At 51.4% G+C, this 18,516-nt stretch carries 17 protein-coding genes; 16 read left to right on the forward strand and 1 reads right to left on the reverse strand.

All coding sequences use genetic code 11. The features are described from left to right. The first annotated feature begins 66 nt into the window (after window positions 1-66). Genes thrS through HMPREF1292_RS07550 form a run of 6 tightly spaced genes read left to right on the forward strand, consistent with a single transcriptional unit; the run spans window position 67 to window position 5,915 of the window. Window positions 67-2,130 (forward strand): threonine--tRNA ligase, encoded by a 2,064-nt coding sequence (gene thrS, locus HMPREF1292_RS07525; protein ID WP_023019391.1) that lies wholly within the window; start codon window positions 67-69, stop codon window positions 2,128-2,130. After that, the gene (locus tag HMPREF1292_RS07530; protein WP_024272711.1) at window positions 2,093-2,695 is read left to right on the forward strand and encodes an HIT domain-containing protein; all 603 of its coding nucleotides are present in this window, start codon (window positions 2,093-2,095) and stop codon (window positions 2,693-2,695) included. The genes thrS and HMPREF1292_RS07530 overlap by 38 nt, the downstream gene beginning before the upstream one ends. Next, a complete protein-coding gene (gene pgsA / locus HMPREF1292_RS07535) occupies window positions 2,688-3,311 on the forward strand; it encodes a phosphatidylinositol phosphate synthase (RefSeq protein WP_021352572.1) in 624 nt (207 codons plus the stop codon). Before HMPREF1292_RS07530 ends, pgsA begins: the two co-directional genes overlap by 8 nt. Continuing rightward, window positions 3,308-4,285 (forward strand): phosphatidylinositol mannoside acyltransferase, encoded by a 978-nt coding sequence (locus HMPREF1292_RS07540; RefSeq protein ID WP_023019392.1) that lies wholly within the window; start codon window positions 3,308-3,310, stop codon window positions 4,283-4,285. Before pgsA ends, HMPREF1292_RS07540 begins: the two co-directional genes overlap by 4 nt. Before the next feature lie 11 nt (window positions 4,286-4,296). After that, window positions 4,297-5,394: a glycosyltransferase family 4 protein gene (locus HMPREF1292_RS07545; RefSeq protein ID WP_021352570.1), complete on the forward strand. Its 1,098-nt coding sequence runs from the start codon at window positions 4,297-4,299 to the stop codon at window positions 5,392-5,394. Then, window positions 5,391-5,915, forward strand: a complete 525-nt coding sequence (locus HMPREF1292_RS07550; RefSeq protein WP_023019393.1) for a hypothetical protein — start codon at window positions 5,391-5,393, stop codon at window positions 5,913-5,915. Before HMPREF1292_RS07545 ends, HMPREF1292_RS07550 begins: the two co-directional genes overlap by 4 nt. A 55-nt stretch (window positions 5,916-5,970) precedes the next feature. Here HMPREF1292_RS07550 and HMPREF1292_RS07555 read toward each other — a convergent pair whose 3' ends face one another. Then, window positions 5,971-6,447: a DUF3817 domain-containing protein gene (locus HMPREF1292_RS07555; RefSeq protein WP_023019394.1), complete on the reverse strand. Its 477-nt coding sequence runs from the start codon at window positions 6,445-6,447 to the stop codon at window positions 5,971-5,973. A gap of 465 nt (window positions 6,448-6,912) precedes the next feature. Here HMPREF1292_RS07555 and HMPREF1292_RS07560 point away from each other — a divergent pair, with 465 nt between their 5' ends. The 10 genes from HMPREF1292_RS07560 (at window position 6,913) to HMPREF1292_RS07605 (ending at window position 18,313) form a co-directional block, all read left to right on the forward strand. Then, window positions 6,913-7,668, forward strand: a complete 756-nt coding sequence (locus tag HMPREF1292_RS07560) for a YebC/PmpR family DNA-binding transcriptional regulator (protein ID WP_021352567.1) — start codon at window positions 6,913-6,915, stop codon at window positions 7,666-7,668. A gap of 5 nt (window positions 7,669-7,673) precedes the next feature. After that, a complete protein-coding gene (gene ruvC, locus HMPREF1292_RS07565) occupies window positions 7,674-8,213 on the forward strand; it encodes a crossover junction endodeoxyribonuclease RuvC (protein ID WP_021352566.1) in 540 nt (179 codons plus the stop codon). Between the two features lie 7 nt (window positions 8,214-8,220). Continuing rightward, window positions 8,221-8,853 carry a Holliday junction branch migration protein RuvA gene (gene ruvA / locus HMPREF1292_RS07570; RefSeq protein ID WP_023019396.1) on the forward strand — a complete coding sequence of 211 codons (633 nt, stop codon included), beginning with the start codon at window positions 8,221-8,223 and terminating at the stop codon, window positions 8,851-8,853. Window positions 8,854-8,875: 22 nt separating this feature from the next. Further along, window positions 8,876-9,997 carry a Holliday junction branch migration DNA helicase RuvB gene (gene ruvB / locus HMPREF1292_RS07575; protein WP_023019397.1) on the forward strand — a complete coding sequence of 374 codons (1,122 nt, stop codon included), beginning with the start codon at window positions 8,876-8,878 and terminating at the stop codon, window positions 9,995-9,997. 138 nt (window positions 9,998-10,135) lie between these two features. Continuing rightward, on the forward strand, window positions 10,136-10,462 hold the full coding sequence (gene yajC / locus HMPREF1292_RS07580; RefSeq protein WP_021352563.1) for a preprotein translocase subunit YajC: 327 nt from the start codon (window positions 10,136-10,138) through the stop codon (window positions 10,460-10,462). A 78-nt stretch (window positions 10,463-10,540) separates the two neighbouring features. After that, window positions 10,541-12,328 carry a protein translocase subunit SecD gene (secD, locus tag HMPREF1292_RS07585; protein ID WP_306461563.1) on the forward strand — a complete coding sequence of 596 codons (1,788 nt, stop codon included), beginning with the start codon at window positions 10,541-10,543 and terminating at the stop codon, window positions 12,326-12,328. Continuing rightward, window positions 12,321-13,472: a protein translocase subunit SecF gene (gene secF / locus HMPREF1292_RS07590; protein WP_023019399.1), complete on the forward strand. Its 1,152-nt coding sequence runs from the start codon at window positions 12,321-12,323 to the stop codon at window positions 13,470-13,472. The genes secD and secF overlap by 8 nt, the downstream gene beginning before the upstream one ends. 49 nt (window positions 13,473-13,521) lie before the next feature. Continuing rightward, the gene (locus tag HMPREF1292_RS07595) at window positions 13,522-15,294 is read left to right on the forward strand and encodes an ABC transporter substrate-binding protein (RefSeq protein WP_023019400.1); all 1,773 of its coding nucleotides are present in this window, start codon (window positions 13,522-13,524) and stop codon (window positions 15,292-15,294) included. A 142-nt stretch (window positions 15,295-15,436) separates the two neighbouring features. Continuing rightward, window positions 15,437-16,003, forward strand: a complete 567-nt coding sequence (locus HMPREF1292_RS07600) for an adenine phosphoribosyltransferase (protein WP_021352558.1) — start codon at window positions 15,437-15,439, stop codon at window positions 16,001-16,003. Between the two features lie 18 nt (window positions 16,004-16,021). Next, window positions 16,022-18,313 carry a bifunctional (p)ppGpp synthetase/guanosine-3',5'-bis(diphosphate) 3'-pyrophosphohydrolase gene (locus HMPREF1292_RS07605; protein WP_021352557.1) on the forward strand — a complete coding sequence of 764 codons (2,292 nt, stop codon included), beginning with the start codon at window positions 16,022-16,024 and terminating at the stop codon, window positions 18,311-18,313. The last annotated feature ends 203 nt before the right edge of the window (window positions 18,314-18,516 follow it).

Consider the following 18,516-nt stretch of genomic DNA (forward strand, 5'->3'; position numbering starts at 1 on the left):
ACTAGTTTTCTTCAGGCTGCGGCCAGGTATGCCGCAGCCAATGAGCGCAAAGGAGCGCAAACTTTCATGGTCCACACACTCGAGCCTTTGGCGAACCCCGCACAGCCTTTTAGCGTTAATGCTGGCACACCAGTTGGTGCTGCAATGAAGGAGCTTGGGTTTCCTAATAAAGGTCCGGAAGCGGTCGTGTGCGTCAAAGACGCCGATGGCGCGCTAAAAGACCTTAGCCATGTTCCCGAAACCAATGGCGATTTCTGGCCAATTATCGCAGGCTCTGTAGAAGGCCGTGGAGTCATCCGCCACTCCTGTGCGCACGTACTAGCGCAGGCTGTGCAAAAAGAATTTCCTGGCACGAAGTTGGGAATTGGCCCGGCCATCGACAACGGCTTCTATTACGATTTCCAGGTCGCAGAACCATTCACTCCCGATGATCTGAAAAAGATCGAAAAACGGATGAAAAAGATCATCAAGACAGGACAACGTTTTGTCCGTGGTGTTTTCGCTGATTCCGCTGCCGCTGAGTTAGCACTTGCTGACGAACCGTTTAAGCTTGAGCTGGTAGCCGATAAGGGAAACGTGGATCCGGATTCGGATGAGGCGACGGAAGTCGGCGCCGGAGAGCTGACATACTACGACAACCTCAACCCCCGCACCGGTGACGTGGAATGGTCGGACCTCTGTCGTGGCCCACATCTTCCGACGACGAAGTACATCCCAGCCTTTAGCCTGACTCGGGCTTCGGCAGCATATTGGCGTGGTGACCAGTCGCAAGCTGATTTGCAGCGAGTTTATGGGACTGCATGGGAATCGTCTGAAGCTTTAGAGGCGTATCAGACGATGATGGAGGAAGCCGAAAAGCGTGACCATCGGCGGCTTGGCGCTGAATTGGACCTTTTCTCCTTTCCAGAAGAAATTGGTTCCGGGTTCCCAGTCTTCCATCCCAATGGTGCCACCGTGCGCATGGAAATGGAAGAATTTTCGCGCCGTCGCCACATTGAAGCTGGATACTCTTTTGTCAACACCCCACACTTGACTAAGGGGGATCTGTTCCGTAAATCTGGCCATCTGGACTTCTATTCCGAGGGCATGTTTCCGCCAATGCAGCTTGACGGTGAATATGATGCGGAAGGCAGCGTTACTAAGCCGCCGCAAGACTATTACGCTAAGCCAATGAATTGTCCGATGCATAATCTGATTTTCGCGTCACGGGGACGTTCCTATCGCGAATTGCCTTTGCGTCTGTTTGAATTTGGTACGGTTTATCGTTACGAAAAATCAGGAGTCGTTCACGGCCTGACCCGTGCACGTGGCTTCACTCAGGACGATGCCCACATTTATTGCACGGAAGACCAGCTGGAAGATGAGCTTCGGAAAGTCATCGATTTCATCATTTCTCTACTGCGTGACTATGGGTTGGATGATTTCTATCTAGAACTTTCCACCAAAGATCCGAAGAAGTTCGTTGGTTCTGATGAGATCTGGGAGCGCTCGACTGCCATTTTGCAACGCGTCGCTGATTCTTCGGGGCTGAGCTTGGTGCCGGACCCCGAAGGTGCTGCATTTTACGGGCCGAAGATTTCGGTCCAGGCGCGCGATGCCATCGGTCGTACTTGGCAGATGTCGACCGTTCAGCTGGACTTCAACTTACCGGAGCGTTTCGAGCTCGAATATACGGCGCCAGATGGCAGCAAAAAACGCCCGATCATGGTGCACCGCGCCCTGTTCGGATCAATTGAACGTTTCTTTGGGGTTTTGCTCGAACACTACGCCGGCGTATTTCCGGCCTGGCTTGCGCCGCAGCAAGTGATGGGCATCCCGGTAGCTGATGAGTTTGTTCCTCACTTGGAAGAGATCACGGCACAGTTGCGAGCACGGGGCATTCGCGCGGACGTGGATACTTCCGACGACCGGATGCAGAAAAAAATTCGTAACCACACCACCGGGAAAATCCCATTTATGTTACTCGCCGGTGGACGTGATGTGGAGGCCGGGGCAGTATCATTCCGTTTCCTCGACGGCACACAGTTAAACGGGGTTCCCGTCGCTGAGGCGGTTACGTTGATTAGTGAGTGGATCGTTCAGCGTCGTAACGATGCACCGTCGAAGGAGACCTTTGGCAAACGAGATTAACGAGCAGCAGTGGGTTGACCAGGGCGCTGGGGAAGCGGATCGTTTGCAGCGCCTGTGGGCTCCGTATCGTAAGGCTTATATTGCAGCAAAAAGCGAAGATCCCTTCCTTGAGGCACCAAAGAAAAGCGACGAGGACGGACTCATCGTTGCACGAGGTGAAAAGGTCTATGCTTTGCTGAATCTGTACCCTTACAATGCAGGTCATATGCTGGTAGTTCCGTATAGAAAAGTTTCGAATCTGGAAGACTTGGATTTCGAAGAGTCGGTGGAATTGTTCCAGTACACCCAGATGGCCATTCGGGTTTTAAAGCATGTTTCCAGTCCACATGCGGTCAATGTCGGCATGAATCTCGGCGGGGCTAGTGGCGGTAGCGTTCGCGACCACTTACACATGCATGTGGTGCCGCGTTGGCAAGGTGACGCCAATTTCTTGACAATAATTGATGGAATTAAGGTGTTGCCGGAGTTACTAGCGGATACACGCAGTATTCTGGCGGAAGGCTGGGCAGAAATTGCCGCAGAAAATACTGATAATGAGGGAGTGAATAACGCCACCGATGCTTAGCGTTCATGGTCGAAAACCCGCGGCAGTGGTTGTAGAACCCCTCGCCAAATTGGCAATTGCTGCTGGCTTAACCCCGAATATGGTGACGGTGATTGGGGCAGTTGTGACTACTGCGATTGCCGTCGTATTGATTCCTGCAGGCTTTCTATTGTGGGCGGCGATTTTGTCAGGACTGTTTGCCGCGTTCGACATGATAGATGGCACGATGGCACGCCTGAAAGGCGGGGCATCTGGTTTCGGAGCGACATTGGATGCTACATGCGACCGAATCACTGACGGCGCGCTGTTTGCGGCAATTACTTGGTGGCTGATTTATTCTTACGACGCCCCAAAACCTTTGATAGTAGCTTCACTATTGGTCCTTGTGTCTTCACAAGTCATCAGTTATGTCAAGGCTCGCGGTGAAGCGTCCGGGTTGAATCTGGTTGGAGGGCTTGTAGAACGACCGGAACGTTTGATCGTTGCTTTAGCCGGAATTGGTCTGCAAGGCCTCGGGGTGCCGTACGCGATTGATTTCGCATTGTGGATTTTAGCGGTCGGTTCGGTGTTTACGGTTTACCAGCGGATTTCTATGGCCCGGCGTCTCGACTCTATTGCGAGGAAGGCCACTGCATGAAAAAAGATTTCGGATTACACAAACGCCCTCCATGGCAAGAGAATATCGTGGCTTACGGCTATTTTGCAGGATGGTCCCTAGTGCGGCGTTTGCCTTTATGGTTAACACGCAGGATCTTTGAAAAAATTGCCGACGCGGTTAGCAGAAATGGTAAAGGTCCTGAACAGCTACGGAAGAATCTGACCCGTGTCGTCGGACCTGAAAACGTGACTAGACAATTGGTACGCGACTCAATACGAAGCTACTTCCGTTATTGGTTAGAAGCCTTCCGGCTTCCTACTATGCAGTACGAACACAACCTGCCGCAACGGCTCGCTGCAGGTGTATCTGGGCGTTCTGCTTTTGACGCCGCGCTAAGTCGCGGGCGTGGAGTAGTGCTCGCGCTGCCGCACACCGGCAATTGGGATATGGCTGGTGCGTTTGTTGTCGCCCATTACGGACAATTTGCTACAGTTGCCGAGCGAGTTAAACCTGAATCTTTGTTTGACGCTTTCGTAGAATATCGCAACTCGATTGGGTTTGATGTCATCCCTCTCACTGGTGGGGATAAACCCCCGTTTCCGTACCTTAAACAAGTGCTTAATGACGGTGGGGTAGTTGCGCTATTATGCGAGCGTGACCTGAAGAATACCGGAGCGATTGTTGATTTCTTCGGCGAACCTGCTTCCATGGCGGCGGGACCAGCTGCTCTTGCCAGAGAGACCGGAGCTACCTTGTTTGCTGTGCACTCGTGGTACCAAGGAATTGACGATGGTGCATCGCCGAATTGGGGCCTAGCGGCCACTCACGAAATTGAGGTCAGTGATGTGCAATCGACAACTCAGCGTCTAGCCGATGCATTCGCTGAGAATATCGCGAAAACTCCGCAAGATTGGCATATGCTGCAGCCCGTGTGGTTGCGAGACCTCGATCCGGAGCGGATGAGCCAACAACAACTCGATGCTTTGCGCGCGCATACCCAGGAAGAAAAATAGGTCGATTCACGATGCGCATTGGAATAGTCTGTCCATACTCTTTTGATGAACCGGGCGGGGTGCAGGCTCATATCTATGACCTTGCGACAATACTGATTACTCGTGGACACACCGTTCGTGTCCTTGGTCCAGCTGCTGAAGAAACCGACGTTCCTGATTTTGTTGTTAAGGGCGGTGGATCGTTTCCCATCCGATATAACGGCTCAGTTGCGCGTTTGTCCTTTGGTCTACACGTTCGTCGAACCGTAAAAAGATTTCTTCGTGAAGGACAGTTTGATGTTCTACACATCCATGAACCGAATTCACCGAGTTATTCGATGGCGGTTCTGCGGATGGCGCAGGGGCCGATAGTCGCTACTTATCATGCCTCAGCGGAGTCTTCTTTGCTCTTGAATATTTTTAAGCCGATTTTGCGGCCAGTTTTGGACAAGGTTCGAGCGGGTATTGCAGTGTCGGAAATGGCGCGTCGCTGGCAAGTTGAACAACTCGGTGGTGACCCGGTGCTGATTCCGAATGGCGTCGATACTTCAGTCTATGCCCAACACCGTGTTCCGTTAGAAGAGAAAACCGCACCGGTTGAGATCGTGTTTCTCGGACGCTTAGACGAATCGCGTAAAGGTCTGGACGTGCTATTAGAAGCCCTGCACCAGCTCGACCGAGACGTGCGTGTGACGATCATGGGCGGAGGACGCAAGCGCGAAGTGCCGGGGATAGATTTCGTCGGGCGGGTGAGTGATGCTGAAAAGGCCGCGATTTTGGGCCGTGCTGATATTTACGTCGCACCCAATTTAGGGGGCGAAAGCTTCGGAATCGTGTTAGTCGAAGCGATGGCGGCAGGATGTGCCGTCGTTGCTAGTGACCTTGAGGCTTTTGAAGTTGTATGCGATGCAGCGAACGAATCACCCGCAGGGGTATTGTTCCGGACCGGTGATAGCGCTGACCTCATGCGGGTATTGCGAATGCTTGTTGATAATTTCGAGCATAGAAGGCGTTTAGTGGAAGCAGGGATCAAGCGTGCACACAACTTTGATTGGGAATCCGTCGCAACGCAGGTAGAAACGGTGTATGAAACCGTAGTCAACGGTACGAAGGTGCGATACGGCAAATGATGTTTGATCTTGCTCTCGCATTGCTATTGATTTGTGTCGTTAGTGCATTATTATGGATTTATTTTACTGCTCAGCGCCTACATCGCTTGCACATCCGACTCGATGCGGCACTGCAATCATTGCAAGCAGCACTTGATCGTAGAGTGGCTGTGGTTGCTGTTGTGAGTACCCATTTGGCTCCCCAAGCTAGGGAAGTGGAATCGATTCGTCTCGCGCACGGCAATTTGGCTCCGAGAGAAGGTGCAGAACGGGAGCTATCCGCCAGGGTCAACAAAGAGTTTGTGGCGGACAAATCTGTCGATGATTCTGCAACCGGCAGCCTTGTTGCCCACGAACTCAGTTCCCATTATGCGAAGCTGGTCGATGCGGATGTACGCGTTGAGCTTGCACATAGGTTTTACAACGAAGCAGTTGCGAGCACACGTGGCTTAAGGTTGCGCCCGCTGGTAAGAAATTTCCGCTTGGGTGGTAGAGCACCGCTACCAGATTTCTTTCAATATACTTCGTATTTGAGTTCTTAAGCGTCCCAATTTTCTTTCCGTTCTGGGGCATTGCACTGTATTGGTTTTCGTACGGTTATTCGTTGATGATGTCTTCTACCGATACTGGTGGTCCTAAAAGCAGTAGAAGACTGAATATGGTCGATACCACTACTAACACCACAACGATGCTGCGGGCTGGGTACCGAACGGTTTGGTATAAAACCCAGTCAAAAATCCCTTCTGGATGAGTCTCTGTTTCAGTATTTCGGAACCGCCAACCGCCTTCGAGGTGGCCTTGCTTTTCTGCCCAACGAGCAAACGGCCATGCGGCGAACGGTATGACTGATACCAACAAACCAGTGAGGCCCAGGTTGGGAGTCCATCGATTATTGACCCAGATCAGTGTCGTCATTACCACGAAGCATAAGAATCCAAAGCCGTGGATGCTACCGGTGATGGGAACGACAGAATCAGTGGTGCCAGAGTATTTTAGGGTCATACCCAAGAGCAATAGCGCCCAGGTGATCGTTTCCAAGGTCGCCGCGGTTCGGTGGAGTTTTTGTGGAGTCATGATCGTAACTCTAGTTCTTCAACAATCTGTGAGTATATGACACACGGAGCTTAGTTTAGGGGCAGAGTAAAACTTCATGATAGTCGTATAATCTTTATCACTAAGTTAACGGTGAATGAGTGGAGCGCTATGGCAGCGAAATTAAGCGAGGTAAGTCGTGTTCTGCGTGTGGATGAGATTCCATTATGCCAACGACTAGAAAGTGACTCGAAACCTCCGGAAAGTCGTTGGCTCCACGCACCTTGGCGCCCGTCAAGGTTGGAACCTACTTATGTCAGACTTGTCGCAATGGTGATGCAGGAAGCAATGGTGTGTGACCATCGGCAGACTCATTGCTTTGATAGAACCAATTAGCAAACCTAAACGGCCGGTATATATGAGCTTGCAGTGGCACGTATACTTAACGGAGTTAAAGACGCTTAGAAACTATGACATTTAGCTGTTGAAGCTGTTGAAAGGAATGACATGGCAGGCCACTCAAAATGGGCAAACAACAAACACAAAAAGGCTGCCAATGATGCCAAACGAGGGAAAGAATTCGCGAAGCTCGTTAAGAATATTGAAGTAGCCGCCCGCAACGGTGGCGGTGACCCTGCGGCTAACCCAACGCTTGACGACATGATCAAAAAAGCGAAGAAGGCCTCAGTTCCTGCTGACAATATCGAACGTGCACGGAAACGTGGATCCGGGGAAGAAGCTGGAGGCGCGGATTGGCAGTCCTTGATGTATGAAGGCTACGCGCCAAACGGTGTGGCAATGTTGATTGAATGCCTGACCGACAACAAAAACCGCGCTGCCACCGAGGTGCGTACTGCAATGACTAAGAACGGCGGAAACCTGGGTGAGTCCGGATCTGTGGCTTATATGTTTAGCCGGACGGGCTATGTTCTGGTAGATAAAAAGGCTAGCCTGACCGAAGATGAGCTTTTGCTTGCTGTTTTGGAAGCTGGCGCAGAGGAAGTTAAGGACCAAGGCGAGAAATTCGAGGTTATCTGTCAACCAACGGATGTACCTGCCGTGCGTAGCGCACTAGAAGAAGCGGGGATCGAAGTTGAGGATTCAGATCAGGATTTTCGAGCATCAGTCGATGTGCCGCTGGATGCCGAAGGTGCTAAGAAGGTTTTCAAATTGATTGATGCTCTCGAAGATGTAGATGATGTGCAAGACGTCTACACAAATCTGACTGTGTCTGATGAAGTCATGGAAGAGCTTAACTCTTAATTCGGATGAATTTGGCAGGGCTACGCGTCATGGGGATTGACCCAGGGCTAACGCGCTGTGGACTATCCGTTGTGCAATCGGGTAAAGGCCGAGCTATTTATCCGGTGTCCGTAGGTGTAATTCGTACCCCCAGCGACGCTCCGTTGACTGATCGTCTCCTCCGCATCTCGAACGCCGTAGGAGAATGGATCGATGATTATCAGCCGGACGTTGTCGCCATTGAGCGTTTATTTGAGCGCGGCAACGTCTCGACAGTCATGCACACAGCACATGCCGTGGGGGTCTTGATATTGGCAGCTGCGGAACGTGGACTGCCGGTAGATATGTACACGCCTTCCGAAGTGAAAAAAGCTATTACAGGAAATGGCCGGGCGGATAAAAAGCAAATGACGGCCATGGTTAAACGAATTCTGGGCTTGTCTGAAGCCCCAAAACCTGCAGATGCGGCAGATGCCCTCGCCTTGGCTATTTGTCACTGCTGGCGTGCGCCAGCCTTAGCCCAGAGACGCCAGCTGTTACACAAATCACTAGAGAAAGATTCCTAACCTGACTATGATCGCCTCTTTACGTGGAACAGTAATCGATATTGGCTTGAATGCCGCCGTTATAGAGTGCGCGGGTGTCGGTTACCGGGTGATAGCTACACCGAAGACTCTCGCCAGTCTTAACCTGGGTGAACAGACGTCAATTTTGACTACGCTTGCGGTCAGAGAAGATTCAATGACGTTGTATGGCTTTAGCGATATCGGTGACCAAGAAATGTTCACCGTATTGCAAACGGTGTCTGGTTTTGGACCGAAACTGGCCATGACAGCATTGGCTGTGCTGAACGCCGAAGAACTTGCGATCGCAATTTCCACCGGCGAAGCAAAAACCCTGCAGCGTATCCCGGGAATTGGCAAGCGGGTAGCTGAGAGATTAATTGTCGAGCTGAAAGATAAAGTAGCGCAATGGCAACCAGCAGAGGTCGAAGGAACATTGAGCGCTAAGAGCGATTCCACTACAGATTTTGCAGAGAATGCCCAGGCGGGGATAGCTGACCACGTTGTGGAAGCGCTGGTTGGATTGGGCTTCAGTGAAAAGCAAGCAGCCGGTGTTGTGGATCGGGTTCTGAGACAACAACCAGACGCGGATTCGTCGGCTGCGTTACGCGGCGCACTTGCCGAGCTGGGGCCGAAAAAATAATCCGGAAATGAGCTGGTGAATAATGTCAGATATAGAACGCACAGAATTTGAATTGCCCCAAGGTTTAGCTTCACATAGCGAGATTCATGGCGGTGGCGCTGCGACTTCTGCAAAGGGCATCCGGTCAAAAGATGCTGCAGTGGACCCGCATCGGCATAGCGGTGAGCAAGACATTGAGCGTTCACTACGCCCGAAGAGCTTGCACGAATTTATTGGCCAACCGAAGGTCTGTGAACAGCTCTCGCTTGTGCTCGATGGTGCACGTGGACGGAACGTTACTCCTGACCATGTCTTACTTTCTGGACCGCCGGGTTTGGGAAAAACTACCATGGCAATGATCATCGCTGGCGAGCTAGGATCCAGCTTACGCATGACCTCTGGTCCTGCGTTAGAACGAGCGGGTGACTTGGCAGCGATGTTATCGAATCTTATCGAGGGCGATGTGTTGTTCATCGATGAGATACATCGCATGGCACGCTCAGCAGAAGAGATGTTGTACATGGCCATGGAAGACTTCCGCATTGATGTCATCGTCGGCAAGGGGCCGGGTGCGACGTCTATTCCACTAGAAATTCCCCCGTTCACGCTTGTCGGCGCCACAACTCGTGCCGGAATGCTTACCGGCCCATTGCGAGATCGATTCGGGTTTAATGCCCAAATGGAGTTCTATGACACCGAAGATCTCACAGAGGTGATCGAACGCACCGCAACAATATTGCAGGTCGACATTGACCATGACGCTGCAATCGAAATCGGATCACGTTCGCGGGGAACTCCACGTATTGCTAACCGTCTGTTGCGCCGCGTCCGTGACTACGCTGATGTGCATGGCTCGGGTCGCATTGATTTAGCATCGGCACGAGGAGCTTTAGACGTGTTTGATGTTGATGAACTTGGTTTAGACAGACTCGACAGAGCAGTTTTAGACGCCTTGGTCAAAGGGCACGGCGGTGGCCCGGTCGGTGTTAACACACTGGCAGTTGCTGTCGGCGAAGAATCCGCAACTGTCGAAGAAGTATGTGAGCCCTACTTAGTTCGTGCAGGGCTATTAGCGCGAACTGGCCGTGGAAGGGTAGCTACCGCCCGTGCGTGGCGTCATCTTGGATTGGAACCACCAGAAACCGCACTCGGCCAGTACGACTAAGTCGTTTCACCATCGAGCGCAGAAATTCGGTGCGGTAACGGCAGGCTCTTGTGTTCGCTAACCTCCGTAGAGGCTGACAATGATCAGCGATCATGGCTAAGTAGCATTGCCTTAACCGTGTCTGGCACACTATGGAGCATGGATATTATTCTGATCATTGCTCTTTTAGCCTTGTTCCTACTCCCTTCCTTTTTCATGATGCGCAAACAGCGGAAACAGCAAGAAGAGCTACGTAGTTTTCAACAAGCTTTAAACCCTGGTGACCGCGTGATTTCGGCTGGAGGAATTCACTTGGTGCTGACCGACATCGGTGAAACCACTGTGACTGGAGAACTGGCTCACGGCGTTGAAGTCACTATGGAGAAGATCGCGATTCTTCGCCCGGCAGATCAGGTAAGCCCGGCAGATAACACCTCGACAGCTAATGGTGCACATCACCCAGAAAATGATGAGCGCGACCGTTAACTAAAGAAATACCTCATTGGTTCAAATCGTTCTTCAGGAGAGACACCCTTGCCGGAATTAACAAATAAGGCCAAACACGTGGGAAATTCCCGTAGCTGGCCTGTCAAGGCTTTAGCCTGGTTTATCCTCGTCACCGTGGCGTTGTTTTCCCTCATTTTATTTACTGGGGATCGCCAAGCGGCGCCTCGCTTAGGCATTGACTTACAGGGTGGCACCCGCGTGACGCTGGTGCCACAAGGTGATGAACCAACTCAGGATCAGCTAGACCAAGCGCGCGCGATTTTGGAACAACGCGTCAACGGCATGGGAGTCTCTGGAGCCCAGGTGGTCGCTGACGGGAACACGCTCGTTATCACTGTGCCGGGCGAAGACACGGCACAAGCCCGGGCTGTTGGTCAGACTTCTCAGTTGTTGTTCCGTCCGGTTGCCCAACAGCCAACTCCAAACCCAGCAAAATTGGCTGAAATTCTTGGAGATATGGCAAATCGGTGGGTGGAATACGACTTAATAGACAAGACGCATGCAGAAGGAACCATCGACCGTATCTATGCGGCTTTCGAAGAACAAGAAGGCCAAAGTGAAGCAACTGCGGGTGTGAACCTAGCGGAAAAACCTAAAATTACTACGAAACCCAAACCGGAGCCTGCGAACTCCTTAGAACAAGCAGAACGTAGGGAAAAGACTACCGAGATGCTGATTGAAGATCGGCAATCAGAAGACCCTACGACGCAAGCAGCCGCTAGCGCACTGATGACCTGTGATGCAGATGTTGACCCGTTGTCTGGTGCTGATGATCCCGCACGTCCACTAGTTACCTGTGACTATGATCAAGGCCATCCATACTTGCTGCAACCTGCTCCTTTGCTGAATGGCATAACTGACTCAGACGGACCCCGGCTAACGGGTAACGAGATTGACACTAATAGTCCAATCAATGGTGGTTTCAATCAGCACAGCGGTCAGATGGAAATTTCTTTTGCGTTCAAGACAGGCTCGGGGCCATCAGGCGCACAAACCTGGGCTGATTTGACACAAGAATACCTACAACAACAGATCGCGATCACTTTGGACTCGAACGTGATCTCGGCGCCAGTGATCCAGGGCGTAACTCCCTATGGCTCTACCACGTCAATTACTGGCCAGTTCAGCCAGGAGGAAGCTCAAGAATTAGCCAACAACTTGCGTTATGGTGCGCTGCCACTTTCCTTCGTTGGTGAAGACGGTACGCCAGGTGGTACTGCGGAAACAGTGCCACCGTCGCTGGGACAAGCTGCACTGAAGGCAGGATTGATTGCCGGGCTAGTCGGTCTTGCTCTAATCGCAGTTTTTGTTTTCTATTATTACCGACTGCTTGCGCTAATTTCTCTGGTGTCCCTCGCAGCAGCTGGCTTGATTACGTATGCCGCAATTGTACTTTTGGGGCGCTGGATTGGTTATTCGCTAGATCTTTCGGGAATCGCGGGTCTGATTATCGGTATCGCGACAGCAGCCGATTCTTTCGTGGTGCTTTATGAGCGCATTAAAGATGAACTACTGCAAGGGAGAACGTTCCGATCTGCAGCTCCACGAGCATGGGATCGTGCAAAGCGCACAATTGTCACAGGAAACGTTGTAACGCTCATTGGTTCCGTCGTGGTTTATTTCCTCGCAGTAGGCGACGTCAAAGGCTTTGCATTTACGCTGGGCATCACAACTGTATTTGATATCGTCGTGTCGTTCTTGGTGACGGCACCATTGATGATCATGGCGGCACGGAAGCCGTTCTGGGCTAAACCACAAGTTAATGGACTAGGAAAGGTCTATGACCTCGTCGAAGAGCGGCGTACGGAATCTGAAGAAGCGGGCGAGGAGAAAACCCATGGCTAAACGATCTCTTGTTAACCGCTTGACTACTGGTGACGGCGGCGTCGATTTCATCGGGCGTACCAAGATTTTCTACATTATTACCGTCGCTTTGATCCTCATTAGTTTGGGGTCAATGCTGTTCCGCGGTTTTTCAATGTCGATTGATTTCCAGGGCGGCACTAGGATGACCATGCCGGCCGGTGATCTTGTTGCGGAAGAGGTTGAGGCAACTTTTGTTGAAGCAACAGGGATCGAACCAGAGGTTACACAAATCGTTGGATCCGGTGATTCCGAAACTCTCGAGATTACTTCCGAACACCTCTCACAAGCCCAAATCGACGAAGCGCGCCTGGCTATCTATGAAAAACACGAGCCGCTTGACCACACTGGCGCTCCGTCTCCGGATGCGATCGGTGATTCTACGGTTTCTGAATCTTGGGGCGATACGATCACCCATCGCATGTTGCTGTCGATGGTGGTTTTCCTAGTGTTTGCCACGATTTATGTAGCGTTCCGCCTGCAAAAGTATATGGCCGTTGCTGCTATGGGGGCATTGGTTGTGGACGGCATCGTGATTGCCGGTATTTATTCGTTGTTCGGTTTCGAAGTATCGCCTGCAGTCATCATTGGCTTGCTCACCGTGTTGACATTCTCCATCTATGACACGGTCATCGTTTTCGATAAAGTGAACGAAAATACTGAGGGTGTTACTGCTTCTCGGCGAGCGACGTACAGCGAAGAAGCTAATAGAGCAATTAATCAGACAGTGATGCGTTCGATTTCCACCTCGGTGATCTCTGCATTGCCGATTATTGCGCTATTCGTGGTCGCCGTATGGTTGATGGGAATTGGAACGCTGCGCGATTTGGCCTTGGTACAGCTTATTGGCGTGATCGAGGGAATTTTCTCGTCGATTTTCCTAGCAACACCGTTGTTGGTATCGCTGGTGAATCGGAGCAAGAAAATTAAGAAACACAACCAAGAAGTTGCCGACTATCGTGCTGCAGAAAAACATCAGGATCACAGTATGGACCCTGATACCGACGGGGATAACATTGAGCATCGTACCTTTGCTCCGCCTGAGGTAGCCCCGGTCGCTGCCCCAAAGCCAGATGACGATGGTCGCCTTCGTAATAGCGGTGGTAACACCTGGCGCCCGGAGTAGGTCTCGTAAGCAAACGCGAGACTTGATAATGATGAGGAACGACCACCCTATGACGTATTCTCGAAATTCGGAAACGTTATGTCCCCGCCGTGGAGTAAGTCGCTTCGGGGCATTAGCGGTTTCGTTGGCGCTGGGGGCAACGTTAACAGCGTGTGCAGATGAGCCAGCACCGGAGGCCGTGGACCGCCCAGGGTGGATCACAACTGTTGACGACGGAACACAGGAGCTTAATTACCAATCGTCATCACCGTTGACGACCACGAACGCAGGTTCGATCACCGGTAGTTCAACAGCTGCGCAACAGTTGTCTGCTCGCCTGTACCCAGGAGTCCATGTTCCGGGACCACATGGGCAGTTTATTCAAAATAGTGATCTGATTAGCACGCGTTTTTTGCCGGGTCTAAAGCCACAGGTCATTTACACCATTGCTGAGAACGCTCAATTCTCGGATGGTGCGCCTGTGACGTGCTCCGATTTCTTGCTCACTTATACTGCTGGCGTGATGCCGGAATTATTCGATTCGCAACTACCATTGATGCAGCACATCGAGGAGTTTGAATGCCAGCCGAATTCTTCACGCTTCGTCGTCAAGTTAGCTGAAGGGACCGGACTGCGGTGGCGTGAACTATTCTCTCCGGGCACGGTGCTGCCCGCGCACGCGATTGCGTCGCGGGCGGGGATGCCTTTGGCTGCGTTACATAATGCGTTGCAGAATCGTGATGCGCAAGTATTATTGGAGCCTGCCAAAATTTGGTCAGAAGGTTTTGACCTCGCGAATTTCGACCCGTTATTGCAAGTTTCTTTTGGGCCGTTTCTTATTGATCACGTCACTGATGACGGCGCAGCAATCTTGACTCGGAATGAGACTTATTACGGGGATAATGCTCAGCTAGGAAGTCTTGCGGTCTGGCCCGCAAGAGCTGATACGGCCGCATTACTAGAACGCGATTCCTTGGATATCGTCGATGTCAGCGAAGTTGAACCGGATTGGTTGGACCGTAATGCTGCAGGCAATAAGTTCGATGTCTTCCCGGAAGTCGGCGAGCTCACCGACGCGTTGTTGCTTTCGGATAATGGCATCTTTGCCGAAGCACCGAAGCGTCGTGCATTTGCTGCGTGTATTGACCAGGAAGCAGTTGCAGCCGCATCTTCTGCGGCATCTGGAGTGGATGTCGGTGCTGTTTTATGGCAGAGCGTTGAACATGAGGATCCTGCCCGCCAACATTTGCGGGATATTTCTGATCCGCATCGTGCGGTAAATATGGAGGTGGCTCGAGAATTAGCCGGCGAGACAATTCGCATAGGCTATCGTGGACAAGATCAACGGCTCGCCAAAATGGTGGAAAAAATAGCCGAATTATGTAGGCCAGTCGGTATCGAGGTTGTGGACGTATCAGTTCCCGAGACGACCGCAGAGGATTTGCATCGTAGCGACGGACCTTTTACCGACGCGACTTCCGCCCAGGGGGACAACCCCGAAGGTGTGGAAGCACTAGGAAACTCGGTGATCGATGAGGGGGCTTCGAGTGCCGAAAACGCTGAAGATACTGCAGATGCAGCAGAAAATATCTCCGGACAGAAGATTGATGCCTACCTAGGTGCGATTTATCCGCCAAATCTCGATGTGGGAGCGACGGTACATACCGACGATGTTAATGCTCTACGTGATGCGGAGAAAAGAATGTGGGAGCAGATGCATACGATTCCACTGGCAGCGCAACCTCGAGTATTTGTTATCAACCGAGATGTCGTTAATGCTGTGCCTTATACTGGTGAATCGGCGATAGGCTGGAATATGGATCGCTGGTGGATATCGCGTTAGATTACTCGCAAAGCAACTGGCGAGATTGGGAATAACCACCTTCCAGTTTCATTCTTCGCTAACGTCAAACGTGTTGTTGCTTAGCCCTGAACACAGGCTTGGTAACGAGGACTACTAAACCGCCAACATTGGAATACAGACTGTGACTGAATTTACTAGAACCAACACTCTCGTCGGAGCCCAGAACGTTCTGGAGAAAAAGATTCGTCGGGTCCACGATTTTCCGCAGCCCGGAATCGTGTTTGAAGACTTGACTCCCGTGCTCGCGGACCCCGAATCTTTTGCACAACTAGTCGACGCGGTCGCAGAACAGTGCCAAGCTGCAGGTGCGGAAATCATTGGTGGTCTGGATGCACGTGGTTTCTTGTTGGGGTCTGCAGTTGCATATAAATTGGGACTAGGAATTCTTGCGATACGCAAGCAAGGGAAGCTTCCTCCACCAGTGCACAGCCAAGAATACAGCCTGGAATATGGCGAGGCTGCTTTGGAAGTTCCTGCGAACGGAATTGAGCTTTCTGACAAAAACGTTGCACTTGTCGACGATATCTTAGCGACAGGGGGTACCCTTGGCGCTGCAGCCAAACTGCTTGCTACGTGCGGAGCGAACGTAGTGGCTAACGTTGTGATTTTAGAAATACCCGGTTTGGGTGGGCGGGAACAGCTTGGCGGCGATAACCTAGTAGTTATCTATCCCAACAGAGGACGCTAATTTCCGGAAAGGCCATCTATGACTGACAACAAAGCAGCGAAACGGCCGTCACCGAGTGTGCGCAGCATGTCCGCGCGCCTCGCGAGATCATTGACTTCAGGCAAGGTGAAGATCAAACCTGTACTGGAACCATTGATGTCGATTCACCGCGAATTTCATCCAAAAGCTGACGCTGATGTTATCAATCGAGCCTACGAGACGGCTGAACGATTGCATGAGGGGGTAACCCGTAATTCAGGTGATCCTTATATCACGCATCCGCTAGCTGTGGCGACCATCGCCGCCGAGATTGGCATGGATACCACAACCGTGGTGGCTGCATTGCTGCACGATACGGTTGAGGACACCGATTATTCGTTGGAGGACCTGACACGTGATTTTGGAACTGAGGTTACGCGGCTGGTCGATGGCGTCACAAAACTGGATAAACTAGCTTTCGGAAGTGGTGCAGAAGCGGAGACGATCAGGAAGATGATTGTCGCAATGTCTAAAGATCCGCGTGTGCTGGTAATTAAAGTCTCCGACCGCCTGCATAATATGCGCACCATGCGCTTTTTGCCCCCTGAGAAACAGGCAAAGAAAGCGCGTGAAACCCTAGAAATCATCGCTCCACTGGCGCACCGACTGGGTATGGCCTCGGTAAAATGGGAACTAGAAGATCTGGCTTTTGCCATTCTTTACCCGAAGAAATATGACGAAATCGTCCGAATGATTGCAGATCGAGCTCCCCAGCGCGATCGTGTATTGAAAGAAATTACTAACGAAGTTTCTTCGACGCTGAAGGCCAATGGTATCGAAGCCGAAGTACGTGGCCGCCCGAAGCATTACTGGTCGGTCTACCAAAAAATGATCGTTCGAGGTCGCGAATTTGCCGAGATCTTTGATCTGGTTGGTATTCGTATTTTGGTCAACGACGTCAATAGTTGCTACGCGGCGATTGGCGTGGTTCATGGTTTGTATTCTGCTTTGCCGGGCAGATTCAAAGATTATATTGCCCAGCCGAGGTTCGGGGTTTATCAGTCTTTGCACACTACGGTAATTTCTGGTGCAGGTAAGCCATTAGAAGTGCAAATACGGACGCATGAAATGCATCATAACGCCGAGTATGGGGTAGCTGCACACTGGCGTTACAAAGAGCTTAAAGGAAAAAACAGCGGCAAAGATGCCGAAGTAGATCAAATGGCGTGGATGCGTCAACTGTTGGACTGGCAGAAAGAAGCGGCTGATCCAAACGAATTTTTGGATTCTTTACGTTATGACCTTACCTCCAGCCAGATTTTTGCCTTTACGCCGAAGGGCGACGTTATAACTCTTCCCGCTGGGTCAACTCCAGTTGATTTTGCATATACGGTGCATACTGAGGTCGGTCATCGTTGCATCGGTGCCAAAGTTAACGGAAAACTGGTGGCTTTGGAATCTGCGTTAAAATCGGGCGACCGCGTGGAAATTTTTACCTCAAAAGATCCCAATGCGGGGCCATCTCGTGACTGGCAGAACTTTGTAGTTTCGCCGAGGGCTCGAGCAAATATCCGGCAGTGGTTTGCGAAAGAGATGCGTGAGGTGCATCTAGAGGCCGGTAGGGATGCGTTGGCGGCAGAGATCCAACGTGGCGGGCTTCCAATGCATCGTCTTTTTACGACTAGCTCCATGAAGCAGGTAGCTACTCAGCTGCATTACCCAGACATCGATGCCCTTTATACTGCAATTGGCGCTGGTCATGTGTCGGCACAGCACGTCGCGAACCAACTTATGGCAATGTTCGGCGACCAAGAAGATGCCGTGGATGCACTGGCAGACCGCACGCCATTGAGCGAACTATTGCAATCCAAACAGCAGGCAGCCCATCAAGATCACAATCGTAGCGGGATTTTGGTCGAGGGCAATCCGGATGTGCTGGCAAAAATTGCTAAGTGTTGTCAGCCTGTTCCCGGCGATGAAATTTTTGGTTTTATCACGCGCGGTGGGGGCGTATCGGTGCACCGTGCTGATTGTACTAACGCGACTAAATTGCGCGATGAGCCAGAACGTGTGCTTGAAGTCAGTTGGGCGAATAACGTTGATACTGAGGGGGCCTTTAGTGCCACCTTGCAGTTGGAGGCGCTAGATCGGCAGGGGCTTTTGTATGACCTGACCGGGATTTTTCAGAAATCTTCGTTGTCAGTGCTTTCGATGAATTCGCAAAGTTCGGAAGACCATGTGGCGACGGTCCGGTTTACCTTTACTGTTTCGGGCAGCAAACAGCTGGGAGCCTTGATGAATACTCTGCGAAACACTGAGGGCGTATTCGACGTTTACCGGGTGACAGCCTAGTAATTAGGCCGATGATTTTCTCTCGTCGGCCGTAATTGATTCACCATCGCAAGACAAAGGGGACTCGTTAAGCAGTGCAACTGCTCAACGAGTCCCCTTTGTTATAGATCAACCATGATCTGCGACTTATTTTATCCGGGAACGCCCGGAATAACGCGTTAAGTCGAGAATTGTTAACGGGCTTATGCCTCGTTAGCCTCTGG

This window comes from Corynebacterium sp. KPL1995, from assembly GCF_000477935.1.
GTDB lineage: Bacteria > Actinomycetota > Actinomycetes > Mycobacteriales > Mycobacteriaceae > Corynebacterium > Corynebacterium pseudodiphtheriticum.